Source organism: Romboutsia lituseburensis DSM 797 (assembly GCF_900103615.1).
GTDB classification, from domain to species: domain Bacteria; phylum Bacillota; class Clostridia; order Peptostreptococcales; family Peptostreptococcaceae; genus Romboutsia_F; species Romboutsia_F lituseburensis.
Map to the genome: position 1 here is coordinate 546,865 of NZ_FNGW01000001.1, position 19,883 is coordinate 566,747.

The following is a 19,883-nucleotide window of genomic DNA, read 5'->3' on the forward strand; positions in this document are numbered from 1 at the left end:
AAACCCCTTACTTATTTTTAAGTAAGAGGTTTTCATTTTACTAATTTAATTAAAAAATTCTTGCTCATCATATTTAAAATTCAAACTATCTAATGATTCATTTCCACCTTTTAATTTAAAATGAGACATAAGTGATTTAAGCATTTGAGCTTGACCACTTAATTCTTCACTACTTGCTGCACTTTCTTGCGCTGTATGAGAACTTGTTTGAACTACTTCTGAAATTTGCTCAACACCTAATGTTACTTGAGCTATTGCTGTTGCTTGTTCTTCATTTGCCTTTGTTATTTCATTAACTACAGCTGATGTTCTATTAGCAGTTTTAACTATTTTATTTAGTGATTGTGCAGTATTTTCTAAAATCAGATTTCCATTTTCAACTGCTTTAATTGAATTTTCTATAAGATCTGATGTATTTTTTGCAGCCTCAGCTGATTTTGCTGCTAAATTTCTCACCTCATCTGCTACTACTGCAAATCCTTTACCTGCACTTCCAGCTCTTGCTGCTTCTACTGCTGCGTTAAGTGCTAATATATTTGTTTGGAATGCTATATCATCTATTGTTTTTATTATTCTTCCTATTTCACTTGATGTAAATGATATTTCATTCATCGCATTTATCATTTCTTTCATTTGTTCATTACCATCTCTAACTTGACGTCCTGCATTTAGTGCTAATGCATTTGCTTTTTTAGCATTTTCCGCAGTATTATTTATCTTTTCAGATATATCAATAATAGTTGATGACAGCTCTTCTATAGCACTAGCTTGTTCTGTTGCTCCTTGAGATAACATTTGCGATCCATTTGCAACTTGCTCAGATGCAGATTGTACTTCTTGTGATGATTGATTTATTTGTGCCATTGTTTCACTTAACTCATTAATAATTTTCTCTATAGATATTTCTATGTTTTTAAACACACCTATGTATTCTGCTTCAGGTTCTACATCAAAGTTACCTGATGCTACTTCACCTAAAATTCTAACAGTGTCATGTATTATTGCATTTACTTTTTCACTCATTAATCTCATACTATCTGCTAATTTCCCAAGCTCATCTTCTGATGAATATTCTATATTAACATCAAAATCACCATTTGACATTTGATTTGCACACTTTTCTAATTCTTCAATTGGATTTTTTAGCATTTTTACTATATAAATACACATAACAATTCCAGTTGCTATAACAGCTAATCCTGTTGTAATAGATATTACCCATGCTCTTTTTGCCTTGACTTTTAAGTCTGTATTTTCTTTTTTTATAAGTCCTTGTGTATATTTATAAAGTTTTTCTGTATCATTTAGGCACTTACTACTTACAGTTGCATACTGCCCAGTATTGCTAGATATCATTTCAGATGCCTCTTTAACTTTTCCTGATTCTATAAGTGCAAAAACTTCCATACTTTGATTTTTAAGCTCATTTATAGAATTTTCTATATTATTTACTAACTGATTTACTGTTTTCTCATCTTTGAAATCATTTCTAAGTATATTTACTCTTTCATACATTTTATCTAAATCCTTATTAACAGCATTTTTTAATTCTGATGGATTTGTTGAAATAGCACCTTTAGCTATGTTTTTTTCAACAGAGACTATATCTTTTTTTATTTGCATAGATAACGCAGTTAATTCATTTGCTTGTTCCGAAAAGTTAGTACTTGCTTTTACTCCTTTTCTTAAATTTGCTAATGAATTAGCCCCTGCAAATACTGACATTAGTATAAGAATTAAAAATGCTAACCCTAATTTTTTCCCCACGTTCCAATTTTTCATGCCTCTTTCTCCTAACTATTTCTTTATTTTACTTTTGTTTAATCTACCCTTACTTTTACTCCTTATAAAGGAGTTTATTTTTAATTTTTTATAAAATAGCTATAATATCTAGTAAATTTATATAAAGTATTCTATCAAAATGATAATTTTTCTAACATTATTTATTTACCATTATTTTCTATTTTTAAACAAAGTTTTATAAATTTTTATTTAGATAAATATATTAAATTTTATTTAATCATCAAATTAATCATAAAAATAAGCTCTCCTATCTAATTTTTATAAATATCTTTTATATTACAAATTTGTAAGATTAATGTAACCAATATCAATACAACAAATTTCAAATTTTTCCTATACTATACACATAATATTTAACAAAAGGACGTGAATATATATGGAAATTTTAAAATTAATTAATTTATCTAAAACTTATGAGGGTAAAGTTTCATACAAGGTACTAAAAAATATAAATTTAACTATAAGAGAGGGAGAATTTGTAGCTATAATGGGACCTAGTGGTAGTGGTAAATCTACTTTATTAAATGTCATATCTACAATAGATAAACCTACTAGCGGGCAAGTAATCTTAAATGACAAACAACCACATAATTTAAAAGGTGATCATTTATCTAGCTTTAGAAGAAAAGAGCTAGGATTCGTTTTTCAAAACTTTAATCTATTGGATACATTAACTATAGGAGAAAATATAGTACTTCCTTTAACATTAGAAGGACTACCTGTAAATGATATGGATGAAAAATTAAATATACTTTCTAAAAAACTTGGAATAGAAAATATAATAAATAAAAGAACTTTTGAGATATCCGGTGGACAAGCTCAAAGAGCTGCTATAGCTAGAGGTATAATAAATTCTCCCTCAATTTTACTAGCTGATGAGCCTACTGGAAATTTAGATTCTAAATCAACTGATGATGTAATGAATTTATTTACAAAGATTAATAATGAAAACAAAGTAACAACACTTATGGTTACACATGAACCTTATACTGCAAGCTTTTGTAATAGAATAATATTTATAAAAGATGGGGAGATATTTAGAGAAATATATAAAAATAAAAGTAGAGAGGAATTTTATGAAGAGATATTACTAGTACTATCTCAAATAGGAGGTGCTAGATAGTGGACTTAAAAAAGCTTGCTTACAATAATATATCAAGAAATTTCAATGCATATTTTGGATATTTTTTAAGTTGTACTGTATCTATAATGATATTTTTTGGATTTTCAGTTTGTTTATTTCATCCATTAATTACAGGTGCCGGTATAAGTAAAAATTCTGCTATGGGTTCATCACTTTTAATTACATCCGTCGTTATAGCAGCTTTTTCATTGTTATTTATAATTTACTCTCTTGGAACTTTTATTAAGAGTAGATTTAGAGAATTCGGAACTTTATTAATCTTGGGCATGTCTGATAAACAATTAAAGAAATTAGTTTTTTTAGAAAGCCTATTTATAGGAGCATTGTCTATAATCTGTGCACTAGTATTAGGATTAATTTTTTCTAAACCATTTTTATTAATAGTCAGTGAAGCTTTTAGTATTAATAATTTAAATATTTACTTTCCTATAAAGTCAATAATAGTAACTACAATAGTATTTATACTATTGTTTACAATCTCAATCCCTTTTGTGATGATTACTATAAAAAATAAAACTATAATTGAATTGCTTAATGGAAGTAAAAAGCCTAAGAATGAACCTAAAACTTCGATACTTTTATCAATCTTAACAGTTATATTATTAGGTATAGGTTATGTAGTTCCTTTTCTAGACATAAATTCAGGCAATCTTACTTATGCTATAGTAATTTGTATAATTTTAGGTACTTATCTATTCTTCTCTCAAACATTAGTATGGATATTAAAAAAAATAAAAACTCATAAAAACTTTTATATGAATAGGACTAACTTACTATGGATAAGCAATTTAGTATATAAAATAAAAGACAATTCTAGGCTATTATTCTTAATGACTACATTATTATCAATAACTTTAGTTTCAATAGCTACATTGTCATCTCTTGTTTCTATACAATTAGATGAGCAAAGAGCATCTTATCCATTTGTTATAAACTATCAATCTTCAGAGGGTAACCCACAAGAAAAAGATCGTTTAGAGCTTATAGAAAAAACTCTGAGTGATGATGGATTTATTTATGATAAAACATCTTTTGATTCATTAAGAGTTAAAGATAATGGTGGATATTTAGTTAGCCAATCTGAGTTTAATCAAGTTGGTCAAAAACTAAATCTAGATAGTGTCAGTTTAACTGATGATGAAGTTGTAATAGTCCCTAGATATACAGATTCAAGCTATATGAGGTCTTTAAATGAATTGAAAACTTTACAAGTAGGAAAAATCAACTTAAAGGTCGTAGGACTTGCAAGTGGAAAAATATTTCCAGCTGGTTATAAGACTTATATAATAAGCGACCTTTTATTTAAAAAGCTTTCAAATAATTCTGAGTATGAAAAAGTAACTTCATTTGGATATAACTTTAACGGGTGGGAAAAATCAATTGAAGAAGGATATAATTTTAATGAGCATATAAAGAATACATCTAAAAATAATTTCGAAAAAGGTATTTTAAAAGAAACCTATACTGATTTACGTTATTACTATAAGGTATCCATTGATATTACTAATACTATGAATTTTATGGGTATATTTATGTCTATTGTATTTTTTATTGGAAGCTGTAGTTTCTTATACTTTAGATTCTATACTGATTTAATTTATGATAAAGAAAAATATAAAAATTTATCTAAGCTAGGGCTTTCTTATAAAGAGCTAAAAAAAATATTAACTATAGAAATATCATCAATGTTTTATATTCCATACCTTGTTGCATTTTTTAACGCGACTATAAGTATTATAATGTTTAGCAAGATTAAAGGATTTAGCTTAGGTCTTAAAGGTTTATCTACATCTTGTATAATTTTAGTTATATACTCTATCTACTTTGTAATTTTAAAAAATAAATATATTAAAGAAATCGCTAAGATAATACCTGAATATCTTGACTAATTTCAAAGATTCCCTTTAGTAATTTCTAAAGGGAATCTTTGATGTGTAATTCAACTTTTATTTTAATTTACCTAGTAATTATAGCAACCTGAATGTTTATTAAACTATTTTTAAACTTAATATATATCCTCGCTACAACATACTACATAAATTATATATATATATCTACTATATAATACTTTCCATCCTTTTTTTGTACTACAACTTCTCTATCTTCTACATAGGTTTCTTTATTATCATCTGTTAATTTAAATCTAACTTTTAGGAAATCAAGTTTATTTTTTTCATCATATTTTGATGTAGTTTCAGTTTCTACATCTATATCTGGCTTTTTGTTTGAATAAAGTTCTTTTAAATTTGTGATTTTTTCATCTAAAACATAATTTATAAGTCCTTCGCTCTCTATTATTGATGACATTTTCATAAACTCTTCATATTTTTCATCACCAGGTTCACCAGGAGGATTTTTCTTATAATACTCATAGTTGCTATTCAATTCTATAAGCTCCCTTGCTAAGGAATTCCCTCTCGCTTTAAAGTACTGAAGTTCATTAATATTATTTAAGTCTGGACTGAAACATTTTTTAACAACATTTGCATCAAAACTATATAATGCATTTATATAATTTACTATAACATCTTCTTTAGATAAGTTTGGACTATTGAACATATATTTTGAAATTGTAGTTCCTCCAGATTTAACTACAAATCCTATAAGAACGCATAATAAACATATTATTGATATTTTTAGAAAATTTAATATTTTTTTCATTTCATAATTGCTCCTTAAATTATAACTTCATGATTATTATAATATAAGAAATAGGAAAATTTTGTCTAATAATGTCTAAAATCCCAAATAATATATTTTCAAAATTATTTTTTTATAAAATATTTTCTATATAGAATTTATTTATTTTAAACTATAAAACAAAATAATAAGGTAATTAAAAAATATAAAATCTCTTAACTACCTTATATAATAATTATTTTCTAAAAATATTAGCTATTTGATTAAATGCATTTTCGTTTCCATTTCCACCAACTTTAGTGATTTCTTTTAATAATTTACTTGATATTAATTGTTCTTGCTTAGAATTTAACTTATCAGAAACTACAACTACAGGAGAGTTTTCCTTTGCTGCTATAACTCCAACTGCTAATGCATCTACCAATTCATCTTCATTCTTTATGCCATTTTTAGCAACAAATATATTGTTTACATTTTCATCATAAAATGTTTCTAGTATAACGGAATTTGTCTCATTCCTGTTCTCTCCTCCCAATCTTTTTACCCCTGGAAGTTTATCAGTTACTTCATTTGAAATTGATTTTTCATTTCCTATGACATAAGTAGTTTTTATATCATTTTCCTCAATAAATTTTTTAAATAATGTAATTCCACTACTTGGTGAAGAAAGTATTATTGCCATATTTTTACTCGCTGCTACAGGAGATATACTTACCGCATCTACAAGCCCATGCTCTCCATTAACAACCGCTATTTCAGATGTCTTACCTAGTTTATTAGCTATTTTTAATGAAGTTTCATATCTATCTTTTCCACTTATTCTTTCTATATTAATATTCATGGCTTTTAGCTGTAAAATTACTTCATTTGAAATTGCATCTTCTCCGCCTATTATGTATACATTTTTTGCATCTAGTCGGCTTATCTCTTTTTTTGTATCTTCATTTAATTTATTACTTTGTGTTAAAAGTATTGGAGCATTTTTCAACTTTGCAAAAGGAGTTGCGCTCATTGCATCTGTTATAGCATTTGAATTTACAAGCACCACATTTTCTGATCTCTTAAAACCTCTCTCACTTACTTTTACAGCTGTTGAATATCTTGAATCTCCTACTAGTTTAGTTTCTTCTATAGTAGGTTTTAGTTTTAACAACATTTCTGGTAAAAGTGTACAATATTTTTTAATAGTATTTTTACCATGATCTCCCCATTCATTTTCAATGAATGTTAAATCATCTCTTTCTGGTACATGCATTACTTCTCCAGATTCAGTTTCATAAGCTCCAGAAGATCCTTCCTCTGGTTTTTGAGGGTCATCTGGCAATTCCCAGTTTGCAGCTTCAAAATATATATATGGTGCAAACTCTTTAAAATTAGCATGATCACTCCAATTTCCTGTAGAAGGAGATGGGTAATCTATATTTAACTTGGTGTCATTTAAGTGTAATTCTAAATTTAAATCTTTAGCTATTTTCATAGCTTGATATACAGGCCATGCATTTTCAACTTTTTTAGTCTCCTCATTATAGTTTCCACTATACATATAACTGTAAGTTCCCGCTAATATAGAGTCCATATTTATCATATATACTAAATTATTTTTTTCATCTTGCGTCATATTGTCTACATAAGCTTTAGATCCAAATAATCCACCTTCTTCAGCTCCAAAAAATACAAATTTAATTGTATAAGGTGTCTTTACATCTTTCATTCTTATAGCCGTTTCTAAATTTACAACAGTTCCAGAACCATTATCATCAACTCCAGCAGTTCCAACACTATCATAATGTGATCCAACTATTACTTCTTTATTAGAATCACCTTTTTTTGTTACTATAATATTTTGACTTTTAAATTTTTCACCTTTTTTATTAGTAAATTCAAAAGGCTGCTCCTCTACCTTGTATCCAGCATTTTCAAGCTTTCCTTTTATATACTGAGCTGCTTTTAGTTCTTTGTTTGTTCCTGCTTTTCTTTCTCGAAGGTTTTTATCTATATACTCTAATGTTTCATAAGCATATTTTCCATATCCTTCTATTTTTTCTTGAGCGAATACCTTTGTATCGCACATTGATAAACTAATTGTCATTAAGAAAGTTACTAGCATTGAAAATATTTTTTTCTTCATAATACCTCTCCCTTTCAAACTTTATTAATTATAGCAATTTAAAATCTATTTACATTAATTGATATTTTAAGTTGCAGCAATTAAATATTATTTTCTACATTTTAGATTTATCTCCTTTAATTGAATCTAATTTTCTACAAAAAAAGTTCTTATAAATATTGATATTTATAAGAACTTTTTTGTAATTTAAATTATATTAAAACTCTTGATCACCAAAGAAATTTTTAGCTTCATAATCGTTATTTATATCTTTTAATTTAAATTTTGATATAAGATCTTTTAACATTTGAGCTTGACTTGATAGCTCTTCACTTGCTGCAGCACTTTCTTCTGCTGTCGCTGAATTTGTTTGTACAACTACAGATATTTGCTCTACTCCAACATTTACTTGGCTTATATGTTCAGCTTGTTCACTACTGGCATCTGCTATTTTTTGTATAACTTCAGCAGATTGCTGTGCTCCTTCTACAACATCGTCTAATGATTTCGCCGTTTCTGATACTATTTGTGTTCCATTTTCTATTGCAATAAGAGCTTTTTCTATTAGGTCTGCTGTATTTTTAGCACTTTCTGCTGATTTAGCAGCTAAATTCCTAACTTCATCTGCAACCACTGCAAATCCTTTACCTGCAGATCCTGCGCGTGCTGCTTCTACTGCTGCATTAAGTGCTAATATGTTAGTTTGGAACGCTATATCATCTATATTTTTTATTATATTTCCTATTTCATTCGATGTTTGACTAATTTCATTCATAGCAACTATCATTTCTTCCATCTTAGCTTTTCCTAAACTTGTTGCACTACTTGATTTTATAGATATTTCTTTAGCTCTATCCGCATTTTGAGCAGTTTTATTTATATGTTGTGAAACTTCATTTATAGTTGCAGATAGCTCTTGAACTGAACTAGCTTGTTCTGTTGCTCCTTGAGAAAGTACTTGTGCTCCTTCAGATACCTGATCAGAACCTATTGATACTTGCTCTCCAGCCATCTGAATTTGTGATAATGTATCATTTAAGCTTTCTATTATTTTATTACTAGCTACTAACATTGGATTAAAATCTTTTGCAAACAGCTCTTTAGTATCTTCATTATTTATATCTATATCTAAATTACCATTACTAATTTCAGTCAGTAAGTATATCAATGTAGTTATCATATTCCTAAGATCCATCACTATTTTGTTGGTAGCATCAGAAACCAACCCTATTTCATAGTTAACATTTACTTCTGGAATATCTGATTGTAAATCACCTTCTGCTAGCTTTTCTAATCTTTCACTGCACTCTTTAAGTGGATTACCTATTATATTTGCAAATCTTCTTCCTATTATAAAGGCCGCCACTATAAATACTATTCCTAGTGTAATAGTTATTCCTATTGATGCATAAAGTTCACCAAAGAAGTCATTCTTTTGAACCATTATACCTAATCCCCAACCATTTGTATGTTCTACTGGTATATATCCTAATAACCAACTTTTTCCTTCTGCATTGAAATGAATATTTCCAGTTTCTCCATTAATAAGTTTTTTATCCGCTTCTGCATATGGTATAAATTCAGGATTTGTTTTTGATAATTCTATTACATTCTCTTGTCCTACTAGGTTATGATCTTCATCTGCTATTGTAGTACCTTTGTTATTTATAAGATATGTATAACTATTAGTACTTACAGTAATATTTTCGACTATTTCATTTAAAAAGTTCTCATTTGGAACGAAGTAAACTACACCAACTATTTTACTTCCAGATACTCCATTTTCCCAAATTGGTGCTGAAACTACAAATGTAGTTTTACTTGTAACTTTACTTATAGTTGGTTCACTAATATACTCTTTACCAGATATAGATTCTTTAAAATAATCTCTATCTGAATAATCATTATTATCAAAATAACTAACTCCATTTGCATCTAAAATATTCCCTCTTTCAAATCCATACAACTTCACTTGATTTTCTATAATTTTTTTCTTATCTTCAATAGTTGCCTTAGGATCTGATATTTCTTTCATACAACCAGTTTGAATTGCAGCATGTTGAATATTTCTAATTTTAGATGAAACATTTTCTGATGCTTGATGTGTCGTTTCCATAATAGTGTTACTTAAAACATTATTTGCTGTTTTATAATTTAGAAAACTTGTAATTATCCCTAAAAATGTACAGCAAATAACTACCATTGAAACTATTATAAAAGTAAGTTGAGCTTTAATGCTTTTTTTATTGTTTTTGTCTTTTAGCTTGAATTTTAATTTCATTGCTATTCAACCTCCTCTGTTTACATAATTTTTTAATTGAATAAATAAAATCCTAAAAATATTTCTTATTATATTTTAAATAATTTCAAATTTATCGTATTATAAAATTTTTTTTTATAAATGCTACTATTTTTTAATTAAATTATATTTTTCATTTTAATTTCAAGTCATTAAACTACTGTAAAATATATAATAAATTGTTATATAAAAAATCTAGCTTAAGATAATATACAATACGTTTTTGTAAAAATATTTTTAAGCTAGATTATAAAAAATCTATCTAATTAACCTGTCTATTATACTAACAAGATTAGCTATCTCTGGCTTAGTTATTTGCTCATCTGCACCAAGTTCTTTTCCTTTAATATATATTTCTTCACTTATTAATGATGAGAATAGAATTAGTGGTATATCTTTTAATACACTATCTTCTTTAACTAACTTAGTTAGTCTATGCCCATCCATTAATGGCATTTCAATGTCTGAAACTATGCATGAAACATGATTTAAGATTGGTTCTCCACTAGATTTAGCTTCTGATAGATAATTCCACGCTTCTTGACCATTATCCGTTTTAATAGTATTTTTATATCCTGCCCTATGTAAACAGTCAACTATCATCTTAGAAAGTAACATTGAATCTTCGACTATTAATACAGGTTTATGAGAATCTTGGCGTTTACCTAACATATCTATTTCATCATATTGAATGCTAGACTCCGGACTTATTTCTGCTATTATTTTTTCAAAGTCTAATATAGTTACTAATCTATCCTTATATTGAGCAATACCTGTTGCAACACCTTCATCTCCACCATATATTATTCTATCTGGCTTTCTGATTTCTTCCCAAGAAACTCTACCTATTCCAACAACATTTTCTACATGAAATGCAAAGCTTAATTTGTTAAAATGAGTAACTATAAAAATATCATGAGTTCCTTCACCTGTTCTAGGTATATTTAAGTACTTAGCTAAATCTATTACAGTAATTATTTCATCTCTAGGTTTAAATACCCCTTCAACTACTGGATGAGAATTTGGCATCTTCTTTACATCTTGAGCCATAAGTATCTCACGAACTTTTGCTACATTTATACCAAATGACTCTCCTGCAATCATAAACTCCATTATTTCAAGTTCATTAGTTCCTGATTCTAAAAGTATCTTTGTCTGACTTGTGCTTTCTGCAAATCCCATAATCAACCTCCTACAATATTTAAGTTTAATATTTTAAAATCTATATTTTTATAATACGTCAGAAAGTTCAAAAACTATAATACTTGTTTACATTAAATTTGATTTTTTATCAAATTTTTCTTTTTTATTTAATTTTCATATTTGTAGCAAATTTTGTTGTATTTAATATTATTAAGCATATTTTTAGCATTTTATAAATTTATTTGTATTTTCTTATATTATTTTTTCTAACGATTTTACCTATTTTTAACAATTTGTTCTATAAAATGATGCTACAATTATACTAACTAAATAAAAAGGGGGCATTAGTATGAGCAATAAGGATAGCGCAGCTATCAACAACAAAAAATTACCTAAAGGTGCTTATGGTGGAGTATCTGGAAAAGACTATGTACCTTACATAACAGACAAATCTAAAACAGGTGGAAATGCTGCTGTACTCATAATAGGTCTTGTGTTAGCATCTGTTTTTGCAGCATCTACTGCATACTCTGGTATGAAAGCTGGTCTTACTGTTGCTGCAGGTATTCCTGGTGCAATTATAGGTTCTGCGTTTGTTGCCGCTTTTGCAAAGCAAAAAGGTATCCTTGGCAAAAACTTAATTCAAGGTATGTCAAGTGGTGGGGAATCTGTTGCTAGTGGTTTAATATTCGTATTACCTTCTGTTATCTTAATTGGTAGCGATTTCACATTTTTAGAAGGGTTACTAGTTGGTGTTGGTGGTGTTCTATTTGGTATTGGTGCAGCATCGCTTGTTTATAATTACTTAATTGTTGAAGAACATGGTAAACTTGTTTATCCTGAGTCAATGGCTATATCGGAAACTTTAGTTGCTTCTGATACTGGTGGAGACTCTATAAAGTACATGGGAATAGGTTTTGGAATAGGTGGAATTATAACTGTTATAACTAGCTCATTCTTAAATTTAACTAATAATGTAATGAGCTTTATAGGAAGTAAAGGGTATAAGTGGAAATTTGATATGGAAGTTAACCCATTACTTTTAGGAATAGGTTTTATAGTTGGTCTTGAAGTTGCTTTAACAATGTTTGCAGGTTCTATATTATCAAGTTTTGGTATAGCTCCTTTAATAGGGTACTTTACTGATATGGCAAAAGATGGTGTTATGGTATGGAATAACCCTTCTATGCAAATAAATGAAATGACTGTTCAGGCAATATCTAGTAGTTATGTTAAATATATAGGCGCTGGTATGATGTTATTCGGTGGTATAATAGGTGCTATAAAACTTATACCAACAATAATAGCTTCTGTTAAGGAAACTACTAAGGCTAAAGGTACTGGTGGAGAAGGTTCATCTATGCAAATGATGATATTATTAGGTGGAGCTATTATAGGATTTATAGCTGCATTTATAATATCTGGTAATATAACTATGGCTATAGTAGGTGCTGTATTGTCACTTTTATTATCTTTATTATTTGTTATAGTTGCAGGACGTTTAACTGGTACTATAGGTACATCTAACCTTCCTGTTTCTGGTATGACTATAGCTTCTTTAGTTATAGTTACATTAGTATTCGTTATAATGGGATGGAAAGATCAAGCTCATAATAAATCATTACTTTTATTTGGTTCTTTCATAGTTGTTGCTATAGCAATAGCTGGAGGATACTGCCAATCTCAAAAAGTTACATACATAATAGGTGGTAACAAAAACGAAATGCAACGTTACTTTACTTTAGCTAGTATCGTTGGTGTTGTAGTAGTTGTTGGTACTATGTTAGTTCTTTCTGAACAACTTAAGATAACTGGTGATAATCCACCATTTGCACTACCTCAAGCTAACTTAATGTCTACACTTACTTCTGGTATAATGTCTGGTGATTTACCATGGGTTATGATTTTAGTTGGTATATTTATGGGTCTTGTTTTATATTTCCTAAACTTACCTATAATGACTGTTGCAATAGGATTCTATTTACCAATAGCAACAACTTCTATAATATTAGTTGGTGCATTAATAAGAGTTTTAGTTGAAAGAAGTGCTAAAAGTGATAAAGAAAAAGAAGTTAAAGTTGCAAATGGTATAAGTTTATCTTCAGGTCTTGTTGCTGGTGGTTCTATATTAGGACTTATAGGAATAATATGCCAAGTTACAGGTGTTGTTGGAGGAAATACTCCAAGTGGATTTGCTGCTGGTAATGGAATGGCAGTAGTTTTACTTGTGGCTTTAGTAATCCTTACAATCATTCCTATTATGAACTCTAAGGTAAAAGAAAATGACTAATGATGATGTGTTAAATTTGATCTTTAAGGTTTCAAATGAAATTAAATTTGAAGTTAATGAAAATCAAATTGTAACTGTGTTAGAAAAACAAGATCATTTTATACAAAGATTTTTTAGAAAATTAAAATTTAAAATACCTATGTATAAAAGAACTGAACTTGATAAGTATGGTAGCTTTGTATTCTTACAAATTGATGGAGAGAAAACAGTTGAGGAAATAGGTTCAAAACTAGAACTTAAATATGGTGAAGAGTCTCATCCTCTTTATGAAAGATTATTACTGTTTTTAAATCATATAGAAATCAATTGTAATTACATTGATAGGATAAATTAAATAATAAATAAAAGTGGATATCTAAATAGATATCCACTTTTTATATGTTATAAAAATGATTTTTTCTCAAATTTTATTTTGTCTCCATCTTTTATATACACATTAATATTCGAATCTATATCCAACTTTAAATATAGTTTTTATATTACTTTTAAGCTTTAACTTTTCTCTTAGTCTCTGTACATGTATATCAATTGTTCTAGTTTCTCCTATATAATCAAATCCCCATACCTTATCTAATATTTGTTCTCTAGATAATGCTATATTTTTATTTTTTACAAATAATGCTAATAGCTCAAACTCTTTTAGAGTTAATTCTATTATCTCTCCATCTAATTTTACTATTCTTCTATCTAAATCTATCTCTATATTATTTACTTTTATTATATTTTCACTTTTATTATATCTTCTAGCTACTGCTTCGATTCGAGCTAATAACTCAATACTTTCAAACGGTTTTACTATATAATCATCAGCCCCTAATTTTAATCCTTTTACTCTATCTGATACCGAACTTTTTGCTGTAATAAATATAACAGGTACATCTTTTTTCTTTATATGTTCAATAAGCTCAAACCCATCTATTTTAGGTAACATTACATCTAAAAGAACTGCATCTATATTTTCTTTATCAAATATATTTTTACCTTCTTCTCCATCTTGAGCAACCAAAACATCATATCCAGATATAGTTAAATTTATATCAATCAAATCTCTTATTGCTAAATCATCTTCTACTACTAATATTTTCATTACTTCCTCCAGTATTTATCTTTGATATTTAAAATATATTACTTTTGAATTTCTATATAGTTTAGATTTTCAACTTTTTAAAATATATTATTTTTTCATCTTTATAATTTATATTTACTTCATAGAAATATGAATTATCCATTTTATCGCTAACCATTAATACTGTACCATATTTGTTACTATAATTGTCACTATAATTTAAGTAAACTTTCATATTCTCTATATTTAAATTTAGTGATTTTAATAAGGGCGTTATTATATCTTTTGCTTTACTTATATTTATTACTTCATAATTTTTTTTATATATTTCTTTGAAATTAGAATCTTCCACCACTATGAATTTTATGTCTCCATTATCAGCTAGTATATTACAATAATATTTTTGGTTATTATCATTTTCAGTCCACATTATGTTCCATTCATATCCTTCTTCCGATTCATATAATTCTATATTCTCTGATATTTGATCTCTATTCAAGTTTATACCAAACCCATCTTTTAATACATCTAAACCTCTTGAAATTGCTTCTTCTCTGGTTATATAGTTTACATTTTGCAATTCTTTTGTTCTTTCTTTCAACGCAAATTTTTCTGAATACAATACATTATTATTATATTTTTCAAAATGAATATTAGTTATAAAGATTAAAAATATTAATAATATCGATATTAATCCAACTATTTTAAAATTAATTTTCATCTTTCGTATTCTCCATATTTAGTATTAACGTAACTGTTGTTCCTTTACTTAACTCACTTTCTATATAAAATTCTATGTTATTAGATATACAAATTTCTTGACATATAGCAAGACCTAACCCTAAATTCTTACTTACTTTAGCCCTTGATTTATCTACCATATAAAACGGTTCTATTACTTTATCTAAATCCTCTTTTGAAATTCCAAAACCTTCATCTACTATTTTTAGCTTATATCTACTACTATTAAAAGCTTCACCTCTTATGATTATTTTTGATTTATACTCTGATGCTTTTATTGAATTGTCTAAAATATTTGTAATCAATAATATTGTAAGTTGCTTATCTCCATATACTTTTGAATTTTCTACATCTACTACTATATTCATTGATTTATTCTTTAGTTTATACTCGATTGACTTAATAGCATCTATGGTTATATCCTTAATAAAACTTAACTCTTTTTGATTTTCAACTTGTTTATTTCTAATCATTATTAACTTTATAAGAGATGTACTTAAATTTTCTAGTCGTCTGCCTTGAGAGTTTATATAATCTAAAGATTTTAATCTTATTTCCTCACTTATATTTCCTTTTAACAATAAATCTGAGTATCCTATTATAGATGTAATAGGCGTTTTCATTTCATGGGTTAAATTATCTATAAATCTCTGTTTTTGCTCATTTATAATATTTAACTCTTTTATCTTATCTTCTATTTCTTTCATCATTCTATTAAAGTTTTTAGATAATATTCCAATTTCATCATTATTATATTCTTTTGCTCTTTTACTATAATCACCTTTAGTTATACTATTTGATACATTTATTAAGTCAATTATAGGATTAGTAATATTCTTAGATATAATATACATTCCTATAGCTAAGAGAACTGTAACTACTAGGCTCAATAATATAAATAATTCATAATTTTTACTTCTTTCTTCACTTATAAAGTTTATGTCTTTTGTTATTATAAGTTTATATGTTTCAGAATCTACTTTAAACGTTGATCCAATAAATAATAATCTTTTACCCTCTATCTCTCTAATTATAAACTTACATTCCTTTATGCTTGCCTTTTGTACTTCTTCTCTATAAGAAGTTATTCCTAAATTTTTAGCGTTTAATATAATGTTATTTTTTTTATCAAAGATTTCTATATTTTTAACTCCTGAAATATCTCCATATATATAATTTTTTATGACACTCAACAGTATATCAGGTGAATGTCTAGATAATAAATCAGCATTTAAATATATTGAATTTCTAATACTTTTATATTCATTTATATAGGAAACTATTGTATTTTCTAAATTTCTATTATATATATTCTCTATTATTACTACACCTGCTCCGTTAAATAGTATAATAAATAATATTATTGAATAAAGGAATATTTTTTTCCATATTTTCACAGTATCACCAACTTTCAACTGATATTTATAATACCATATTATTTATTTTTTAGTATATTATAAACATACCTTAATTATAATATTTTACAACTTTGATACATCTATGTAACAATTATTAATCATCTTATTTTTATAATATTATTTGTCAGAAATAATCTAAAAGGATGGTTTTAAAATGAATTTTGTCAGAAATAAACGTAGAAGCAATAAAGACTTAAAGAAAAATATATTATTTGCATTAATGATACTTCTTTTAATCTTTGTTGTTTTCTTTAAAACGATTTTTATAAATGCTAAAACGAAAGAACCAGAGGTCGAAACTCTTGCGTTAACAAATCAAAATTTACTAAATTCAACAGACCCTGTCATTAAAGATCTTGTTGATAAATCAAATAATAATAAAAAAATTAATTTAATTTTAAATAATATAGATAAATATCCTAAAGAACTACTAGAGTTAGCAAGTAAAAATACTGAATCAATTGACTTTGTAGCTAATTATAATAAATATTTATCATCTACAAAAAATAATTCTATATCTATAGAGTTTGATTATACACCAGGTAATATCCCTTTATTTTCACAATGGGATGAAAGATGGGGATATGAAAAATATGGAGATAATTATTTAGCTATAAATGGATGTGCACCTACTTCTTTGGCTATGGTAGCTGTTGGACTTACGGGAAATACTACTATAAACCCTAAAGTGGTTGCTGATTATGCTTATGCTAATGATTTTTACATTAAAGGTATTGGTTCTAGTTGGAATCTTATTTCTAAAGGAGTTAAATACTTCGGTTTAAAAAGCGAAGAACTTCCTCTAACAAAGTCTGCTATAATATCAACACTAAAAGATAAAAATCCTATAATTTTAACAGTTAAACCTGGGACATTCACTACAACAGGTCATTTTCTTGTACTCACTGGTTTAACATCTGATGGTAAAATACAAATTAATGATCCTAATAGTAAAATTAATTCTAATAAAAAATGGGATGTTAATGTATTTTTAAAGGAAACTAAAAATTTATGGAAAATAAGTTTACTATAAAAGCTTAAATGTACGTCAAAACCACTTCTAAAATCTAGATTTTAGAAGTGGTTGTATTAGTCTAACTTAATATTTCATAAATATCAGATAGTTCAAGTTCTATACTTGATTTATCTATATCATAAAATTTGGTATACTGATTTTCTAGTGCTTCATTAGGAAGTACAATTTCAAATGTACTACCCATATTTAAATTACTAAATACATTTATTTGACCATGATGTAAATCTATTATAGATTTGCTTATGCTAAGTCCTACTCCAATGCCTTCATTCATACGAGTTAAAGACTTATCTACCTGAACAAATTTTTCAAATATAAGTTTTTTTACACTATCTGATATACCTATACCTTCATCTTTTACTCTTATATATATCTTATCTTCTTTTGAGATTAAATTTACATAAATATTCTTATTTTCCGTTGAAAATTTTATCGCATTTGATAGTAAATTTAACAATACCCTTTCTATAAGTTTAGGATCGCATTTTATGATATTTTCTTCTTCATTGGTATCAAATTCAATGTTTATTGATTTAAGTGATGCATATTTTACAACCTCTAAAGTAACATTTTCAATAATAGATACTATATCATAATTTCCAAATTTAGCTTTTAGTATTTGAGCATCAATTTTTAATACATCGATTACATTATTTATTAATCTCAACATTCTTTTACAGTTTAATCTCAAAGATTTTTGATATTTTTGATATGATTCTTTAAATTCTCTATCATCTCTCAAGCTGACTTTATCTAATAGCTGAACTATTGAGTAAAATATATTTAATGGAGTTCTAAGCTCATGAGATAGATTATATATAAACTGTCTTTTTTCTTTATCATAAACTTTTAGTTTTTCTAATTCCAACTCTGTACTTATTTCATCTGAAATATCCATATAGCTAACAACTATATCACTTTTATCCTCAAGTACATTAATACGCTGTACTGTACAATCTATAGTTTTATACCCAAATACATCTTTTATTATTCCTCTCCAAGTTCCATTTTCATTTAATAAATTTAATATATTATAACTTTCATCAATATATCTTAATTTTTGCTTCAAATTTAGGTCAATACTTTTAATATCAACATCTTTTGAATTAAAGTAATATTCTTTTATTTTTTGGTTAGCATACTTTATATTTAAATTTTCATCACATATAAACATAAAACTATGCTTATTATTATCAACTAAATTATAAAAAACACTTAAATTTTCGTTTAATAATTTAGTTTTAAATATGTATATATATAACTCACAGAATACTCCTGCTATCACTATTAATGAACTTATATATGTTATAGACACTGATGTTAACTTTACATAAAACGATACTATATTAATTCCATATATAGCGTACACTGCTTTTAATGCTAGCATAAATAAACTAGAACCCAATACTACAAATACATATTCCCCTTTCTTTATTCCTTTAATAAACAACTTTATAGAGCTTGCTATATAAATAGTAACTAAAAATATATTATATCCTATGAAAAAAGTACTTGTTTCATTTAAACTATTAGAATTCAATAGATTTTCTAAAAATCCAAATATAATTGAGTAGATTATTACAAATGCTATAGATTCTTTTTTATTATTCATTATAACATTTCTAAACTTATTATTTGGTGAAATTGTAAGTATAATTATAGAAACTCTAAGCAATGAAGTTGATAACGTAATATAACTTGAAATATAAAACTCTGTATCATAAAAACTAAAATAATCAATATGACCCAGCCCTATTCCAACTGCTAAACCTAAATACATTAATGAAATAATAAATATACTATCTTGTTTTAATCTATTGTACGCCATTATACAACTACCAAAAGCTAAAGATGCTAAAATAGTATTGAAAAATCTAATAAAATGTAATGTAGATTGTAAATGTGGTAAATTAGTGGACTTACCACAAAATATTTTTCCAATTAAAAGGGTAGATATTAGCAACACTACTACTATTATATATCTTAGCATTTTTTTTTCTTTTTCTATTAAATGCTTATTACTTAAAACTCTTATCACAATATATTCCCCCTATTTGTTACATATAGTAACATAAGTTTACATTTATTATAGCACTAAAGATGTAAACATAAGTTTACTATATTGTTACCAATAAATGTATATTATTCTTTTATACCCCTATTTATTATTTATCTCTAAAATTTAATTAATTTAAT

At 26.6% G+C, this 19,883-nt stretch carries 14 protein-coding genes; 5 read left to right on the plus strand and 9 right to left on the minus strand.

Annotated features, from left to right (window positions below):
* Positions 1 to 45: 45 nt before the first annotated feature.
* Positions 46 to 1,782, minus strand: coding sequence for a methyl-accepting chemotaxis protein (locus BLP75_RS02610; protein WP_092722579.1), 1,737 nt, complete (start codon positions 1,780 to 1,782; stop codon positions 46 to 48).
* 397 nt (positions 1,783 to 2,179) lie between these two features.
* On the opposite strand from BLP75_RS02610, the gene BLP75_RS02615 reads away from it, so the two are divergent.
* Positions 2,180 to 2,926 carry an ABC transporter ATP-binding protein gene (locus tag BLP75_RS02615; protein ID WP_092722581.1) on the plus strand — a complete coding sequence of 249 codons (747 nt, stop codon included), beginning with the start codon at positions 2,180 to 2,182 and terminating at the stop codon, positions 2,924 to 2,926.
* The gene (locus tag BLP75_RS02620) at positions 2,926 to 4,836 is read left to right on the plus strand and encodes an ABC transporter permease (RefSeq protein ID WP_092722583.1); all 1,911 of its coding nucleotides are present in this window, start codon (positions 2,926 to 2,928) and stop codon (positions 4,834 to 4,836) included. Before BLP75_RS02615 ends, BLP75_RS02620 begins: the two co-directional genes overlap by 1 nt.
* A 151-nt stretch (positions 4,837 to 4,987) precedes the next feature.
* Here BLP75_RS02620 and BLP75_RS02625 read toward each other — a convergent pair whose 3' ends face one another.
* The 4 genes from BLP75_RS02625 to BLP75_RS02640 all read right to left on the minus strand — a co-directional run bounded on the left by BLP75_RS02625 (position 4,988) and on the right by BLP75_RS02640 (position 11,175).
* Positions 4,988 to 5,608 carry a hypothetical protein gene (locus tag BLP75_RS02625; protein ID WP_092722585.1) on the minus strand — a complete coding sequence of 207 codons (621 nt, stop codon included), beginning with the start codon at positions 5,606 to 5,608 and terminating at the stop codon, positions 4,988 to 4,990.
* A gap of 214 nt (positions 5,609 to 5,822) precedes the next feature.
* The gene (locus BLP75_RS02630; RefSeq protein WP_092722587.1) at positions 5,823 to 7,715 is read right to left on the minus strand and encodes a M20/M25/M40 family metallo-hydrolase; all 1,893 of its coding nucleotides are present in this window, start codon (positions 7,713 to 7,715) and stop codon (positions 5,823 to 5,825) included.
* A 196-nt stretch (positions 7,716 to 7,911) separates the two neighbouring features.
* Entirely contained in the window at positions 7,912 to 9,975 is a 2,064-nt protein-coding gene (locus BLP75_RS02635; RefSeq protein ID WP_092722589.1) for a methyl-accepting chemotaxis protein, read from the minus strand.
* Between the two features lie 276 nt (positions 9,976 to 10,251).
* The gene (locus tag BLP75_RS02640; RefSeq protein ID WP_092722591.1) at positions 10,252 to 11,175 is read right to left on the minus strand and encodes a chemotaxis protein; all 924 of its coding nucleotides are present in this window, start codon (positions 11,173 to 11,175) and stop codon (positions 10,252 to 10,254) included.
* 310 nt (positions 11,176 to 11,485) lie between these two features.
* On the opposite strand from BLP75_RS02640, the gene BLP75_RS02645 reads away from it, so the two are divergent.
* The gene (locus tag BLP75_RS02645) at positions 11,486 to 13,426 is read left to right on the plus strand and encodes an OPT family oligopeptide transporter (RefSeq protein ID WP_092722593.1); all 1,941 of its coding nucleotides are present in this window, start codon (positions 11,486 to 11,488) and stop codon (positions 13,424 to 13,426) included.
* Complete coding sequence (locus tag BLP75_RS02650; RefSeq protein ID WP_092722594.1) at positions 13,419 to 13,760, plus strand: PqqD family protein; 342 nt, start codon at positions 13,419 to 13,421, stop codon at positions 13,758 to 13,760. Before BLP75_RS02645 ends, BLP75_RS02650 begins: the two co-directional genes overlap by 8 nt.
* A gap of 102 nt (positions 13,761 to 13,862) precedes the next feature.
* Here BLP75_RS02650 and BLP75_RS02655 read toward each other — a convergent pair whose 3' ends face one another.
* The 3 genes from BLP75_RS02655 to BLP75_RS02665 all read right to left on the minus strand — a co-directional run bounded on the left by BLP75_RS02655 (position 13,863) and on the right by BLP75_RS02665 (position 16,630).
* Entirely contained in the window at positions 13,863 to 14,513 is a 651-nt protein-coding gene (locus tag BLP75_RS02655; protein ID WP_092722596.1) for a response regulator transcription factor, read from the minus strand.
* A gap of 61 nt (positions 14,514 to 14,574) precedes the next feature.
* Positions 14,575 to 15,213, minus strand: a complete 639-nt coding sequence (locus BLP75_RS02660) for a hypothetical protein (protein ID WP_092722598.1) — start codon at positions 15,211 to 15,213, stop codon at positions 14,575 to 14,577.
* Complete coding sequence (locus tag BLP75_RS02665; protein WP_092722600.1) at positions 15,203 to 16,630, minus strand: sensor histidine kinase; 1,428 nt, start codon at positions 16,628 to 16,630, stop codon at positions 15,203 to 15,205. The genes BLP75_RS02660 and BLP75_RS02665 overlap by 11 nt, the downstream gene beginning before the upstream one ends.
* Before the next feature lie 175 nt (positions 16,631 to 16,805).
* On the opposite strand from BLP75_RS02665, the gene BLP75_RS02670 reads away from it, so the two are divergent.
* Complete coding sequence (locus BLP75_RS02670; protein ID WP_242872366.1) at positions 16,806 to 17,684, plus strand: C39 family peptidase; 879 nt, start codon at positions 16,806 to 16,808, stop codon at positions 17,682 to 17,684.
* A 61-nt stretch (positions 17,685 to 17,745) separates the two neighbouring features.
* Here the strand turns inward: BLP75_RS02670 and BLP75_RS02675 are convergent, their stop codons facing one another.
* Positions 17,746 to 19,725 carry a sensor histidine kinase gene (locus tag BLP75_RS02675; protein WP_092722602.1) on the minus strand — a complete coding sequence of 660 codons (1,980 nt, stop codon included), beginning with the start codon at positions 19,723 to 19,725 and terminating at the stop codon, positions 17,746 to 17,748.
* Positions 19,726 to 19,883 lie beyond the last annotated feature (158 nt).

Excerpts from the sequence above, each read along its gene's own strand:
- BLP75_RS02645 (WP_092722593.1), top strand. The coding sequence starts at position 11,486 with ATGAGCAATAAGGATAGCGCAGCTATCAACAACAAAAAATTACCTAAA.
- BLP75_RS02655 (WP_092722596.1), bottom strand. The coding sequence starts at position 14,513 with ATGAAAATATTAGTAGTAGAAGATGATTTAGCAATAAGAGATTTGATT.
- BLP75_RS02660 (WP_092722598.1), bottom strand. The coding sequence starts at position 15,213 with ATGAAAATTAATTTTAAAATAGTTGGATTAATATCGATATTATTAATA.
- BLP75_RS02650 (WP_092722594.1), top strand. The coding sequence starts at position 13,419 with ATGACTAATGATGATGTGTTAAATTTGATCTTTAAGGTTTCAAATGAA.
- BLP75_RS02615 (WP_092722581.1), top strand. The coding sequence starts at position 2,180 with ATGGAAATTTTAAAATTAATTAATTTATCTAAAACTTATGAGGGTAAA.
- BLP75_RS02635 (WP_092722589.1), bottom strand. The coding sequence starts at position 9,975 with ATGAAATTAAAATTCAAGCTAAAAGACAAAAACAATAAAAAAAGCATT.
- BLP75_RS02630 (WP_092722587.1), bottom strand. The coding sequence starts at position 7,715 with ATGAAGAAAAAAATATTTTCAATGCTAGTAACTTTCTTAATGACAATT.
- BLP75_RS02610 (WP_092722579.1), bottom strand. The coding sequence starts at position 1,782 with ATGAAAAATTGGAACGTGGGGAAAAAATTAGGGTTAGCATTTTTAATT.
- BLP75_RS02670 (WP_242872366.1), top strand. The coding sequence starts at position 16,806 with ATGAATTTTGTCAGAAATAAACGTAGAAGCAATAAAGACTTAAAGAAA.
- BLP75_RS02625 (WP_092722585.1), bottom strand. The coding sequence starts at position 5,608 with ATGAAAAAAATATTAAATTTTCTAAAAATATCAATAATATGTTTATTA.
- BLP75_RS02640 (WP_092722591.1), bottom strand. The coding sequence starts at position 11,175 with ATGGGATTTGCAGAAAGCACAAGTCAGACAAAGATACTTTTAGAATCA.